The 13,493-nt window shown below is 74.0% G+C and carries 12 protein-coding genes; 2 read left to right on the top strand and 10 right to left on the bottom strand.

The annotated features are described in order from the left end of the window. Window positions 1-11: 11 nt before the first annotated feature. The 8 genes from ABZY13_RS02845 to ABZY13_RS02810 all read right to left on the bottom strand — a co-directional run bounded on the left by ABZY13_RS02845 (window position 12) and on the right by ABZY13_RS02810 (window position 11,042). Window positions 12-830 carry an RNA methyltransferase gene (locus tag ABZY13_RS02845; protein ID WP_356627065.1) on the bottom strand — a complete coding sequence of 273 codons (819 nt, stop codon included), beginning with the start codon at window positions 828-830 and terminating at the stop codon, window positions 12-14. 46 nt (window positions 831-876) lie between these two features. Beyond that, complete coding sequence (gene cobA, locus ABZY13_RS02840) at window positions 877-2,106, bottom strand: uroporphyrinogen-III C-methyltransferase (RefSeq protein ID WP_356627064.1); 1,230 nt, start codon at window positions 2,104-2,106, stop codon at window positions 877-879. 147 nt (window positions 2,107-2,253) lie between these two features. Beyond that, window positions 2,254-5,886, bottom strand: a complete 3,633-nt coding sequence (gene cobT / locus ABZY13_RS02835; RefSeq protein WP_356627063.1) for a nicotinate-nucleotide--dimethylbenzimidazole phosphoribosyltransferase — start codon at window positions 5,884-5,886, stop codon at window positions 2,254-2,256. Between the two features lie 346 nt (window positions 5,887-6,232). After that, complete coding sequence (gene cbiE, locus ABZY13_RS02830; protein ID WP_356627062.1) at window positions 6,233-7,441, bottom strand: precorrin-6y C5,15-methyltransferase (decarboxylating) subunit CbiE; 1,209 nt, start codon at window positions 7,439-7,441, stop codon at window positions 6,233-6,235. Between the two features lie 115 nt (window positions 7,442-7,556). Next, window positions 7,557-8,195 (bottom strand): GNAT family N-acetyltransferase, encoded by a 639-nt coding sequence (locus tag ABZY13_RS02825; protein WP_356627061.1) that lies wholly within the window; start codon window positions 8,193-8,195, stop codon window positions 7,557-7,559. A gap of 160 nt (window positions 8,196-8,355) precedes the next feature. Further along, window positions 8,356-9,183, bottom strand: coding sequence for a MetQ/NlpA family ABC transporter substrate-binding protein (locus ABZY13_RS02820; protein ID WP_356627060.1), 828 nt, complete (start codon window positions 9,181-9,183; stop codon window positions 8,356-8,358). A 69-nt stretch (window positions 9,184-9,252) separates the two neighbouring features. Then, window positions 9,253-9,990, bottom strand: coding sequence for a methionine ABC transporter permease (locus ABZY13_RS02815; RefSeq protein ID WP_356627059.1), 738 nt, complete (start codon window positions 9,988-9,990; stop codon window positions 9,253-9,255). After that, window positions 9,987-11,042 carry an ATP-binding cassette domain-containing protein gene (locus ABZY13_RS02810; RefSeq protein ID WP_356627058.1) on the bottom strand — a complete coding sequence of 352 codons (1,056 nt, stop codon included), beginning with the start codon at window positions 11,040-11,042 and terminating at the stop codon, window positions 9,987-9,989. The genes ABZY13_RS02815 and ABZY13_RS02810 overlap by 4 nt, the downstream gene beginning before the upstream one ends. Before the next feature lie 593 nt (window positions 11,043-11,635). Here ABZY13_RS02810 and ABZY13_RS02805 point away from each other — a divergent pair. Together ABZY13_RS02805 and ABZY13_RS02800 are read left to right on the top strand one after the other, a co-directional pair. Beyond that, entirely contained in the window at window positions 11,636-11,995 is a 360-nt protein-coding gene (locus ABZY13_RS02805; protein WP_356627057.1) for a hypothetical protein, read from the top strand. A gap of 1 nt (window position 11,996) precedes the next feature. Next, window positions 11,997-12,413 (top strand): hypothetical protein, encoded by a 417-nt coding sequence (locus tag ABZY13_RS02800; RefSeq protein WP_356627056.1) that lies wholly within the window; start codon window positions 11,997-11,999, stop codon window positions 12,411-12,413. Window positions 12,414-12,443: 30 nt separating this feature from the next. Here the strand turns inward: ABZY13_RS02800 and ABZY13_RS02795 are convergent, their stop codons facing one another. Together ABZY13_RS02795 and ABZY13_RS02790 are read right to left on the bottom strand one after the other, a co-directional pair. Further along, the gene (locus ABZY13_RS02795) at window positions 12,444-12,941 is read right to left on the bottom strand and encodes a GNAT family N-acetyltransferase (protein WP_356627055.1); all 498 of its coding nucleotides are present in this window, start codon (window positions 12,939-12,941) and stop codon (window positions 12,444-12,446) included. A 44-nt stretch (window positions 12,942-12,985) separates the two neighbouring features. After that, window positions 12,986-13,492, bottom strand: a complete 507-nt coding sequence (locus tag ABZY13_RS02790) for a sigma-70 family RNA polymerase sigma factor (RefSeq protein ID WP_356627054.1) — start codon at window positions 13,490-13,492, stop codon at window positions 12,986-12,988. Window position 13,493: the final 1 nt, after the last annotated feature.

The raw sequence follows: 13,493 nt of genomic DNA, 5'->3' as shown, positions 1-13,493 counted from the left end.
CCGCCGCACCGCTACGGCCGAGGACGCCCCGCGGTCACCGCGTAGAAGGCCACCGCAGCCGCCGCGCCCACGTTGAGGGAGTCCACGCCGTGGGACATCGGGATGCGGACCCGGGTGTCGGCTGCGGTGAGGGCGCGGCGGGTGAGGCCGTCGCCCTCGGCGCCCAGCATCAGGGCGACGCGGTCCATACGGTGCGGGGCAGTCTCGTCCAGGGTCTTCGCCGTCTCGTCGGGGGTGAGGGCGAGCACCGTGAAACCGGCCTCCCGGACCGTCTCCAGGCTTCCCGGCCAGGGGTCCAGACGGGCGTACGGCACCGAGAAGACCGCGCCCATCGACACCTTCACGCTGCGGCGGTAGAGCGGGTCGGCGCAGTCCGGGGAGAGCAGGACGGCGTCCATGCCGAGGGCGGCGGCGGAGCGGAAGATCGCGCCGATGTTGGTGTGGTCGTTGACCGACTCCATGATCACGACCCGGCGCGCGGTCCGCAGCAGGTCCCCGGCCGTGGGCAGCGGCTTGCGCTGCATGGAGGCGAGCGCGCCGCGGTGCACGTGGTAGCCGGTGACCTGCTCGGCCAGGCCCGGTTCGACCACGTAGACCGGGGCCGGGGACTCCTCGATGACGTCCCGCATGACGTCGACCCACTTCGCGGACAGCAGCATCGACCGCATGGCGTACCCGGCCTCCCGCGCCCGCCGGATCACCTTCTCGCCCTCGGCGATGAACAGGCCCTCGGCGGGTTCGCGGCGGCGGCGCAGGTCGACGTCGGTCAGGCCCGTGTAGTCGTGCAGACGCGGGTCGCCGGGGTCGTCGACGGTGATGAGTTCGGCCACGGGGTGATGCTGCCTTGTCCTGGGTGGGGCGGTGCGGGAAACGGGGTCACTCGGGGCGCGGGCCGACGGCGACGACCTCGCCGATCACGATGACCGCGGGCGGTTTCACGTCCTGCGAGCGGACCGTTTCGCCGACGGTGGCGAGGGTCGCGTCGACGCGTCGCTGGGCGGCGGTCGTGCCCTCCTGGACGAGGGCGACGGGGGTGTCGGGCGACTTGCCGTGCGCGACGAGGGTCTCGGCGATCCGTCCGATCTTGTCGACGCCCATGAGGATCACCAGCGTGCCGGTGAGTTTCGCCAGGGACGGCCAGTCGACCAGGGACCGCTCGTCGTCGGGGGCGACATGGCCGCTGACGACGGTGAACTCGTGGGCGACGCCGCGGTGCGTGACCGGGATGCCGGCCGCGCCCGGAACCGAGATCGAGCTGGAGATGCCCGGCACCACCGTGCAGGGGATGCCCGCCTCGGCGAGGGCCTGCAGCTCTTCCATGCCCCGGCCGAAGACGTAGGGGTCGCCGCCCTTGAGACGTACGACGGACCTGCCCTGCTTGGCGTGTTCGATCAGGGCGTTGTTGATGGCCTCCTGGGCCATGAAGCGGCCGTACGGGATCTTCGCCGCGTCGATCACCTCGACGTGCGGCGGCAGCTCGGCGAGGAGGTCGCGGGGGCCGAGACGGTCGGCGATGACGACGTCGGCCTCGGCGAGCAGGCGCCGGCCGCGGACGGTGATCAGGTCGGGGTCGCCGGGGCCGCCGCCGACGAGGGCGACGCCCGGGGTGCGGGTGCGGTGGTGAGGGGCGACGAGGGTGCCGTCGCGCAGGCCCTCGACGACCGCGTCGCGGATGGCGGCGGTGTGCCGGGGGTCGCGGCCACGGGCGCCGGCGGTGAGCACGGCGACCGTGACGCCCTCGCTGGTGCCGGTGGCCGGGGTCCAGGCCGTCGCCGCGTCGGCGTCGTCGGAGCGCACGCACCACACGCGGTGCGACTCGGCCTCGGCGGAGGCGCGGGCGTTGGCCTCCGGGTCGCTGGTGGCGATCAGGGCGTACCAGGCGTCCGCGAGGTCGCCCTGCGCGTACGGGCGCCGCTCCCAGGTGATCTCGCCCGCGTCCGCCATGGCCTCGACGGAGGGGGTGGCCCGCGGAGAGACGAGGAGGACGTCCGCGCCGGCCGCGATGAGGGCGGGCAGGCGGCGCTGGGCGACCTGACCGCCGCCGAGGACGACGACCCTGCGGCCGGTGAGGCGGAGGCCTACGGGGTAGGCGGGGTGTTCGGCCATGAGGGACGGCTCCTCGTACAGGCGGCGATGCGGTGGGCGCTACGGCTCTGGAGCAGCCCTGACGTGGGAGTTTACGGCTCGGTTCAGCCTACGGCCGGGGCGGGGTGGCCGGCGACGACGGCGCAGCCGCCCGCCCCGGCCCCGGTGCTACTTCTCGGTGACGCCCGCGGAGTCGAACGTCGCCACCTCGTGCATCGCGCGTGCCGTGCTCTGCACCAGCGGCAGGGCGAGCAGCGCGCCGGTGCCTTCGCCGAGGCGCAGGTCGAGGTCGACCAGCGGGCGCAGGCCCAGCTTGTTCAGCGCCGCCACATGGCCGGGCTCGGCGCTGCGGTGGCCCGCGATGCAGGCGGCGAGGACCTCGGGCGCGATGGCGCGGGCGACCAGGGCGGCGGCGCCGGCGCTGACGCCGTCGAGGATCACCGGCGTGCGCAGGGAGGCGCCGCCGAGGAGGAGGCCGACCATGGCGGCGTGCTCCAGGCCGCCGACCGCGGCGAGCACGCCGATGGGGTCGGCCGGGTCGGGCCGGTGCAGTTCGAGGGCGCGGCGCACGACCTCGGTCTTGCGGGCCAGCGTCTCGTCGTTGATGCCGGTGCCCCGGCCCGTGACCTCGGCCGGGTCGGCGCCGGTGAACACCGAGATCAGGGCCGCGGAGGCGGTGGTGTTGGCGATGCCCATCTCGCCGGTGAGCAGCGCCTTGTTCCCGGCCGCCACCAGGTCGCGGGCGGTCTCGATGCCGACCTCGATGGCCTGCTTGGCCTCCTCGCGGCTCATCGCGGGGCCGGTGGTCATGTCGGAGGTGCCGGGGCGGACCTTGCGGGGCAGCAGGCCCGGGGTGGAGGGGAGGTCGCCCGCCACGCCGACGTCGACGATGCACACCTCGGCGCCGACCTGGTTCGCGAAGGCGTTGCAGACGGCTCCCCCGCCGAGGAAGTTGGCCACCATCTGGGCGGTGACCTCCTGCGGCCAGGGGGTGACGCCCTGGGCGTGCACGCCGTGGTCGCCGGCGAAGATCGCGACGGCCGCGGGCTCCGGGATGGGCGGCGGGCACTGACGGGACAGCCCGGACAGCTGGGCGGAGATGATCTCCAGCATGCCGAGCGCGCCGGCCGGCTTGGTCATCCGCTTCTGCCGCTCCCAGGCCTCGCCGAGCGCCTTGGCGTCCAGCGGGCGGATCTGGGCGACGGTCTCGCCGAGCAGGTCGTGCGGCTCCTCGCCGGGCAGGGCGCGGCGGCCGTACGTCTCCTCGTGCACGACCCAGGACAGCGGGCGGCGCTTGGACCAGCCCGCCTGCATCAGCTCGGGCTCCTCCGGGAACTCGTCGACGTACCCGACGCACAGGTAGGCGACGACCTCCAGGTGTTCGGGCAGGCCGAGGGCTCGGACCATCTCGCGCTCGTCGAAGAAGCTGACCCAACCGACGCCGAGGCCCTCGGCGCGGGCGGCGAGCCAGAGGTTCTCCACGGCGAGCGCGGAGGAGTACGGGGCCATCTGCGGCTGGGTGTGCCGGCCGAGGGTGTGCCGGCCTCCGCGGGTGGGGTCGGCGGTGACCACGATGTTGACCGGGGTGTCGAGGATGGCCTCGATCTTCAGTGCCTTGAACTGCTTCGCCCGGCCCTTGGGCAGCGACTGGGCGTAGGCGTCGCGCTGGCGCATGGCCAGTTCGTGCATGGCCCGGCGGGTCTCGGCGGAGCGGATGACGACGAAGTCCCAGGGCTGCGAGTGGCCCACGGACGGGGCGGTGTGCGCGGCCTCCAGGACGCGGAGCAGCACCTCGTGCGGGATGGGGTCGCTGCGGAAGCCGTTGCGGATGTCGCGGCGCTCGCGCATGACCTTCAGCACGGCCTCGCGCTCGGCGTCGTCGTAGCCGGGCGCGGCCGGGCCGGTGGCCTGCCGGGGCGGCTTCGCCGCGGCCGGGTCGTCCTCCTGGCCCGCAGTCGTGGCGGCGACGAGGGCGGCGGGGGCGGCGGCCTGGTCGACCGCCTGGTCCGCGGGCTGTTCGGGGGCCTGGGCGGCCAGGGGTTCCGTCTGCTGGACGGGGGCGGGCTCGGGGTCGGCCTCTCGGGGCGCCGGGACCGTGGGGACGGCTTCGGGGGCCGTCGGCTCCGGCTGCTCCTGCGTGGGCAGGACGATGGGGTGGGGCGGGGTGGGCGCCAGGTGCGGGGTGGTCGGCACGGTGCCGTCGACGGGGACGAACTCGCCCAGGGGCTGTTCCGGCTGCGGCTCCAGGGGCAGGGCCGGCTGGTCCGCGGGGGGCGCGGGCTGCGGCTCGGGCGCGGGGGCCTCGGCGACGACGGGGGCCGGCTCGGCCTCGACCGGGACGGAAGGGTCGGCGTGGGGCGGCGCCGGCGCAGCCGTCGCGTCCTGTGCCTCGGGGGTTGCGGGCGCGGGCTGCTCCGCCTCGGCCGGGGCGACGACGGCGCCCTCGGGCACGGCGGTGTCGGCGGGCTGCCGCACCGGCTCCTGCACGGCGGCCATCCCGACGGGCTCGGCCTGCGAGGGCGCGGGCGCGGGCACGTCGGTGGCGTGCTGCGGCTCGGGGGCGGGGACCACGACCGGCTCGACGGGCTCGACGACGGCCGCCTCGACGGACTCGACGGGCTCGACGACGGCTGCCTCGGCGGGCTGCGTCTGCTCGGGTACCGGCCCCTGCTCGGGGACGACTGCCTGCTCGGGGAGGACCGCCTGCTCGGGGAGGACCGCCTGCTCGGGGAGGACCGCCTGCTCGGGGACGACTGGCTGCTCGGGGAGAACCCCCTGCTGCAGGGCCTCCGAAGGCACCGCCTGCGGTACCTGCGCACCCTCGGGCCCGCCCGCGACCGGAGCCTCCGGGACCGGGACGACGGCCTCGGCCGCCTGCTCCGCACCCGGCACATCGGAAGCGTCCGGAGTGTCCGGGGCCTCCCCTGCCTGCGCGGGCGCGGCCTCCGCGGCCACCCCGGCGTCGGCGGCCTCGCCGCCCGGCACCGCGTCCGCCACCGGAGCCGCCTGCGCCACCGGCACGGCGTCCGTCGCCGGACCCCCATCGGCCGCCGGCACCGCGTCCGCCCCGTGAGCAGCGTCCGCCTGCGCCGGACCCTGCGGCGACTCCCCGGCGCCCGCCGGGGACTCCGCGGGCGGCACCGCGCCGGCCTCGGTCGTGAGGCGGGCCAGTGCGGCCTGGGCCGGGTCCACGGGCCGGGCCTGCGCCGGGTCAACCGGCTCGGTCTGCGGGCGGCCCTGCGCCTGCTGCGGAGCAACCGTTTCCGCAGGAGTCGCCCCGGCGGCCACCGGGCCCTGGGCGCTCCACGGCACGGCGCCCTGCGGGACCGTCTCGTGCAGCCGGGGCCCGTCGAGGTACTCGGGGCCGGACGGCGCGGGCTGCCGTACCGGCGCGCCGGCGGGGCCGCGGTCGGCGAGGGAGCGGACCGGGCTCGCGGAGGCGTCCGGAATGGGCGGGCCGAGGTGCAGCGGGCGGCGCGGCGTCGGCGTGGCGGTGGTCGGCGGGGCCTGCGCGTACGTGGGACCCGGCAGGCGTACGCCGCTGAGGTCGACCGAGCCGCTGTCGCGGCCGGACGTCTCGTGGGCGCCCGGCTCGTGGACGGCTTCGACGACCGGCTCGGGCGCCGGCGGGGCCACTTCGTTGCCCCAGGCGCCCTGGGCGCCCGGCAGCAGCAGGTCTTCGTCCTCGGCGGGTGTCTCGGAGAGGTAGGTGTACGCGCCGTGCGCGGGGACGCCCGGCTGCTCCACCATGCCTGCGTTCTCCGGCAGCCCCTCGCCCGGGACCTGGCCGGTGTCGGTCATGCGTACCCCTCGCCCATCGGTTGATGCTTCTACGACCAGCTCACCCGGAACGGCGCACCGACCGCCCCACAGTGAAGAACGAGCGTGCGTGCCCAGCGGCACGAACGACCGCCCGGAAAAGGCGACAAAGCCATTCGGTGGCATTGTCCCGGTCGTTCCCCCGTCACGTCAGCTCGATCCGCGACTGGCCGCTGTGGACTGCGCCACGTTGCGCGCCCTCCGGTTGCGCCGTACCGCACACCGTCCGAACCGGGCAGGGATGCAGGGACATTGAACGACGAACTGCCCGGTGTCCGAGTGCGGTACAACGATCGGCCAGCCTACCGCGCGCGGTACGACAACCCGATCACTGGGACGCCGCGCTGAGCAGGAACGCGACGCTGCGCTCCGTCTCCGTCCAGGCGCGCGTGTCGAGTTCGACGGACTGGAGCAGCGCGCAGGTCACGTCGTAGCCGTGCTCGTTGAGGGTCCGGCCGATGTGTTCGGCGGTGTCGCGGGTGCCGGCGTGGGCGACGATCCGCTGGGGGCGGCGGTCGGCGACCGCGGAGACCACGGCCTCTCCCCCACCGCCGACGCGGACGACGTCCGGTTCGGGGAGGTTCTCCAGGGCGTGCGGGGCGGTGCCGTGGACGACCTGGAGCTGGACGCCGAGACGGCGGGCGGTGGCCGCGGTGCGGGCGCAGGCGGCCGGGTCGCGGTCGACGGCGATGACGGCGGCGCCGGCCCGGGCGGCCTCCACGGCGAAGGCGCCGCTGCCGCAGCCGATGTCCCACACGAGGTCGCCGACGCGCGGTCCGAGCCGGGCGAGCTGGGCCGCGCGCAGCGGCTCGCGTTCGCCCTCGCCCTGCTCCCCCTCGTACGTGGCGGCGGGCAGGGTCCAGCCGCGCGGCCCCGCACCCGGGTCGCGTCCGGCGATCCAGCCGCCTCCCTCGGGGGGTCCGGGCGGGCCGGACGGGCCGCCGATGACGATGACGACGTTGGGGTCGCGCCAGGTGTGGTCGGCGGCCTTGTCGGAGGTGACGACGGTGACCTGTTCGTGGTCGGTGCCGACTTCCTCGCAGATGACGAAGGTGCGGTGGACCCCATCGAGGAGGAGGCCGAGTTCGGCGGGGCCGGCGCCGGGCGAGGTGAGGACGGCGACCTTGGTGTGGGCGCGGCACACATTCACCGCGCGTCGCAGGGTGCGGCTGTGGGCGACGACCACTTGGGCGTCGTCCCAGGGCATTCCGGCGCGGGCGAAGGCGGCGGCGACGGAGGAAACGGCGGGGACGACCTCCACCTCGAGGCCGAACTCGGGTGCGCGCAGGGTGCGGACGACGCCGAAGAAGCCGGGGTCGCCGTCGGCGAGGACCACGGCCGTGCCGCGGTGGGCGGCGATGCGGCGGGCGGCGAGGGCGACGCTGCCGAGGCGGACGCGTTCGGCGGCGGGCGGGATCTCGGGGAGCGCGAGGTGGTGGGCGGCGCCGGCGACCAGGGTGGCGGCGCCGAGGGCGGCGCGTGCCGCAGTGGTCAGCGGAGAGCCGTCCCAGCCGATCACCGTGACCCGGTCGGCCATCGTCGTCAGTCTCCTGGGGGATTGCGCAGCTCGTGTGGGGCTGCCCGCGGTCGGGCGGGCTTGGTGAGACTACCCGGTGCGGCCGGGGTGTGCCGGGGCGGTGCCGCCCCCGGCATCAGTTCCAGTCGGCGTAGGAGGTGAAACCGCCGGCGTCGGCCAGTCGCTCGCCCGCGCCCTCGATGTCCTCGGGCAGCAGGCTCCAGACGATGTAGTCGGTGCGCGCCTCGCTCCAGGCGCCCTGGTCGGTGCGGGTGCGCGCTATGCAGGCGCCGCGCAGGACGCCCTCGCTGATGCAGCCGATCTTCTGGGCGACCTGCTGGGCGGCGGTGTTGTCGGCGGCGGTGCGCAGCTCGATGCGTTCGAACTTCTGGTCGCCGAGCAGCCATTGGGCGATGGCCAGCGCGGCCTCGGAGGCGTAGCCCTCGCCGCGCGCCCAGGGGGCCACGATGTACGACAGCTCGGTGGAGCGGACGTGCCAGTCGGTGTGGCGCAGCCGGACGACGCCGACGAGGCGCTGGGTGAGGAACTCGGTCACGGCGAGGTCGAAGCCGCGGCCGGAGGTGCGCTCGGCGGGGGCCTGCTCGGTGATCCAGGCGCGGGCGGTGTCCTCGGTGCAGGGGTGGGGGACGTCGGTCCAGGCGACGACCTGTTCGTCGTTCATCATCTCGGCGAGGGCGGGGACGTCGTCCTCGTCGAGGGGACGCAGCACCAACCGCTCCGTGCTGATGGAGATGTTGGGGAAGGTGCTCGTCATGACGTCGCTCCGTAACCTTCGAAAACCTTCGGACCGTCAGGTCTGCTGAACTGCCCAGCATGCAGCATGAAGGCGCGGGACCGCACCACGGGGTCGGCTCCGGGATCGGGGCGCGGGTCCGTGGTGCGGTCCGGGTGTCGCGGGGACGGCGGGGCGGTGATCAGAAGGAGGGGATCACGGAGCCGTCGTAGTTCTCCTCGATGAACTTCCTGACCTCGTCGGAGGTGAGCAGCTCCGCGAGCTTCCTCACGCGCGGGTCGTCCTCGTTGCCCTCCTTGACGACGAGGAGGTTGACGTTCGGGTTGTTCTCCGGGGACTCCAGGACGAGGGCGTCCTCGGCGGGCTTGAGGTCGGCCTCCAGGGCGTAGTTGCCGTTGATCACCGCGGCGTCGACGTCGGCGAGGGAGCGCGGGGTCTGGGCCGCCTCCAGCTCCTTGAACTTGAGGTTCTTGGGGTTCTCGGTGATGTCGGCGACGGTGGCGGAGGTGCCGACGCCGTCCTTGAGGGTGATCAGGCCGTTGGCGGCGAGCAGCTGCAGGGCGCGCGCCTCGGTGACGGTGTCGTTGGGGACGGCGATGGTGGCGCCGTTCTTCAGGCCGTCGGCCTTGTCGGTCTTCTCGGAGTACAGGCCGAGCGGTTCCAGGTGGACGGAGGCGACGGACACCAGGTGGGTGCCGTTCTTCTTGTTGAAGTCCTCGAGGTAGGGCTCGGTCTGGAAGTAGTTGGCGCCCACCGAGCCGTCCTCGGTCGCCGTGTTCGGCGTGACGTAGTCGGTGAACTCCTTGACCTCGAGGTCGAGGCCCGCCTTCTCGGCGAGGTGGTCCTTGACGTAGGTGAGGACCTCGGCGTGCGGGACGGGGGTGGCGGCGACGACCAGGGGGGCGGAGGCGTCGGAGGCGGCGTCCTCGTCCGAGCCGCAGGCGGTGAGCCCGAGGGTGAGGGCTCCGGCGGCGAGGACGGCGGTGGTGATCTTGGCGGTGTTACGCACGAAAAGTGCCTTTCCTTGTGGGTGGTGCGACCCCGTCGTGGGTGGACGGGGAGTTCTGGGGGCGGCGGGTCAGGAGACCTTGGCGACGTCCGCCGCGGCCGGCTCCTCCGCCTTGAGCAGGCGCAGGCGCGGGGCGGGTCCGGAGCGGGCGCCACGGCGGTGCAGGGAGCGGGCGGCGTAGTCGCCGGCGAACTGGATCACCGAGATGGCGACGGCGAGCAGCGCCACGGTGATCCACATCAGGCCGGTCTCGAAGCGCTGGTAGCCGTAGCGGACGGCGAGGTCGCCGAGGCCGCCGCCGCCGACGGTGCCGGCCATGGCGGAGTAGCCGATGAGGGCGATGACCGTGGTCGTGGTGGAGGCGATCAGCGAGGGCAGCGCCTCGGGGACCAGGACCTTGCGGACGATGGTCCAGGTGCTGCCGCCCATCGCCTGGACGGCCTCGACCAGCCCGTGGTCCACCTCGCGCACGGCCGTCTCGACCAGCCGGGCGAAGAACGGGATGCCGCCGATGGCCAGCGGCACGACGGCCGCCTCGCTGCCGATGGTGGTGCCGGTGATCCAGCGGGTGAAGCTCATCAGCGCGACCATCAGGATGATGAACGGCATCGACCGCCCGATGTTCACGACCTGGCCGATGACCTTGTTCAGCACGGTGTTCTGCAGCAGGCCGCCCCGGTCCGTGAGGACCAGCAGGATGCCGATGGGCAGTCCGAGGACCACGGCGATGGCGGTGGACCAGCCGACCATGATCAGCGTCTCGGTACACGCCTGCGCCAGCAGGGGCTGCATCTGTGACCAGGTCACCGGGCGCCTTCCTTCAGCAGTGCGGACGGGGTGCCGTCCGTGGTGTTCACGACGTCGATCTGGAGGCCCTGCTCGCGCAGAAAGCCGATGGGCACGACGTTGTCCTCGTAGCGGCCGGGCAGTTCGATGCGCATCCGGCCGATCTGGAGGCCGCCGACGGTGTCGATGGCGGCGCCCAGGATCGATATGTCGATGTTGTAGGTGCGGGCCAGCTGGGAGACGACCGGCTGGGTGGCGCTCTCGCCGTGGAAAGTGACGTCCAGGACGGTGCGGTCGTCGGCGGATGCCTCGCCGCCGACGGGGAAGAGGGCGGCGGCGAGCCGGGAGCCCGGGGTGGCGAGCAGTTCGCCGACCGTGCCGGACTCGACGATGCGGCCGCGCTCCATCAGGGCGGCGGAGTCGCAGACGCTCTTGACGACGTCCATCTCGTGCGTGATGAGCAGGACGGTGAGGCCCAGCCGGCGGTTGAGGTCGCGCAGCAGCGTCAGGATCGAGCGGGTGGTCTCGGGGTCGAGCGCGCTGGTGGCCTCGTCGGAGAGCAGCACCTTGGGGTCGCCGGCGAGGGCGCGGGCGATGCCGACGCGCTGCTTCTGACCGCCGGAGAGCTGGGCGGGGTAGGCCTTGGCCTTGTCGGCGAGACCGACGAGGTCGAGGAGTTCGAACGCCTTGCGGGAGCGCTCCTTGCCCGACATCCCGAGGATTTCCAGCGGGAGTTCGACGTTGTCCTGGACGGTCCGGGTGGACAGCAGGTTGAAGTGCTGGAAGACCATGCCGATGCGGCTGCGGGCCCGGCGCAGTTCCTTGCCCGCGCGCGGTCCGCGTCCGGCGAGCGCGGTGAGGTCCTGTCCGTCGACGGTGACCGTGCCCGAGGTGGGGCGCTCCAGGAGGTTGACGCAGCGGATGAGCGAGGACTTGCCGGCGCCGGACTGTCCGATGACGCCGTACACCTCGCCTTCGCGGACGTGCAGGTCGACGCCGTCGAGGGCGACGACCTCACGGCCGCGTGAGCCGTCGGCCCGATAGATCTTCGTCAAGCCCGATGTGGTGATCACTGGGGATTTCCGTCACTGTCGAGTGCGCGGGCGTGGGTGTGCCCGGGCACGGGTGCATTCGGTCGGAAACGCGGCACGGCTCTCGCGGTGGCGATGGGCCGGAGTGAGAACTGGTGCGCGCTGCGGGTTCCCGTCACGCCGTCCTGGTGGTGGGGGCGGCTCGCTCGCACACGGCTGGGGGCCGGTGGACGTGCCACGGCGTCTCGCTTCGGGGCGCGAGGTGCGGGGTGGTGCGGGGGCCCTCTAGCAGGCGCACATTCGACACAGACAACGAGCACCGGGCGTCGGGGTCGCCTCGGTCGCAGGGATGCGGCAGCTCGTGGTGGTCATGCGATCAGTAAACCAGACGAACGGTGCCGGTCCGCCATCCATAGTCCGAATAGCGGACACGCGTGGACGGGTCCCGCCCCCACCCGCCGATCCGTACGACCCCGGCTCCGACCAGCGCGAAAGGGCACGCGGGCCGGTCCTCGGGGCCCCGCCGGAGGACCGCGGGCCGGGCGGGCTGTGGCCAACGCCACGGCGACCGGGGCAGCGGGCGGCGGACGGGGGTCGGCCACGTCGGACCGCCCGTCCCGTAATAGGGTCGCGGCATGTTTGATGCCCTCACGCTGGTGACCGGTGTCGCCGCGCTGCTGCTGGCCGCATGGTGCGGCTGGGCCGCCCATCGGGACCAGCCGACGAAGGACTGGCACTTCATCGGGATGGCCGTGGTGTCGGTGCTGGCGCTGGTGCAGCTGGTGACCGGCATCGTGCTGGTGGCGCGGGGCGAGGAGCCGGCGCAGGGCACGACGATCTTCGTGTCGTATCTGCTGGGGGCGTTCGCCTGTGTTCCGGCGGCGGGGTTCATGTCGCTGGCCGAGCGCACGAAGTGGGGCTCGGTGACGGTCGCGGCCGGCGGTGTGGTGCTCGCGGTGCTGGAGGTGCGGCTCTATGACATCTGGGGAGGCTGAGGTGGCCGCGACGCAGGACGGGCCGGGCCGGACGCGGCTGGTCCGGGGGCCGGGCGTGCTGCTGGTGTGGCTGTACGGCGTGATGGTCGTCGGCGCGGTGTCGCGGTCCGCGTACCAGATCGCGACCGAGTTCGACCGGGCGCCGCTCGCGTACACGCTCTCGGCGCTGGCCGGGCTGGTCTACGGCTTCATCACGTACTCGCTGGTGCGCGGCGGGGAGACCGCCCGCAAGGCGGCCCTGGTGTGCTGCGGCGCCGAGCTCGCGGGGGTCCTGGTCGTCGGGGCCTGGACGATGGCCGACCCCTCGGCCTTTCCCGACGCGACCGTGTGGTCCGAGTTCGGGATGGGCTACCTGTTCATCCCGGTGCTGCTGCCGCTGACCGCCCTGTACTGGCTGCGGAAGGCGCCCCGCGGCTGAGACGGCCGGGGGCGCCCGCGCTCGGGCCGCTCAGGCCGTCCGGGCGTAGGCCTCGGCGGCCTTCTCCAGGACGATCATGGGTACGCCGTCCGTGCCCTGGGAGGTGCCCACCATCCGGTAGCCCGCCTTGCGGTACAGACGGAGGTTGCCCTCGCTGCGGTGGCCGGTGTGCAGCCGGAACCGCGTGACGCCGCGCTGCTCGGCGAGGGCCAGCTCGGCGGCCTGCAGGAGGCGGGCGCCGATGCCGTGGCCCTGGAGGCGGGGGTGCACGCACAGGCGGCCGATGTCGGCGGCGCCGTCCTCGGCGACCTCGCCGCGCACCGAGCCGACCACCTCGTCGCCGAGCCGGGCCACGAACACGCAGTCCTCGGCGACCTGGCGGCGCACGGAGTCGAGGGTCTGGACCAGAGGGTCGATGCGGTAGTTGCCGTACAGCGCGGCCTCGCTCTGGAAGCACAGGTACTGCAGCTTGAAGATCTGCTCGGCGTCCTGCTCGGCCGCCTCGGAGATGACCACGCTCATGCCCATGTGTGCACGCCTCCCGCTCACCTGTTGCTTGTTGTCCCCCACTCCTATCCCCGCGCTCTCCGCGTCGCAACCTCCGCCGTGAGCAATCGACGCAGACATCCCAGACATCGGGAGCGTTCCGGCCCAAGACTGCCCTGTGAGATACCCAACTCCGCCGCGATCTCCCGGTATGTGGGGTCCTCCGGTGCGAGCAGGGCCTCCAGCAGGGCGGGGCAGCGGCCGGGCAGGCGGCGCACCGCGTCGCGCAGGGCGCGGCGGCGGGCGGCGGCGAGGGCGAGGTGTTCGGGGGTGCGGTCGCCGCTGCCGCAGGGCTCACGACCGTACGGCCGTTCGATCCGCGTGGTACGGCGGGTGCGGCGGGCCTCCGCGCGGACGGCGCGCCGCAGCCAGCGCGCCGGGTCGCGCGGCGCCGCACCGGCGGCGAGCAGTTCCAGCAGGCGGAGCCAGACCGCCTGTTCCAGGTCGGCCGGCTCGGCCCCGGCGGCGGGCGCCTCGGCCGAGGCCTCGGCGGCGAGGAGCGGCCGCAGGGCGGCGAGCAGCTCGTGCGTCATG

It is taken from the genome of Streptomyces sp. NPDC006610 (genome assembly GCF_040611575.1).
Lineage (GTDB): Bacteria > Actinomycetota > Actinomycetes > Streptomycetales > Streptomycetaceae > Streptomyces.
Note: the sequence above shows the minus strand (reverse complement) of the source record. Positions and strands in the feature narration are given on the sequence as shown.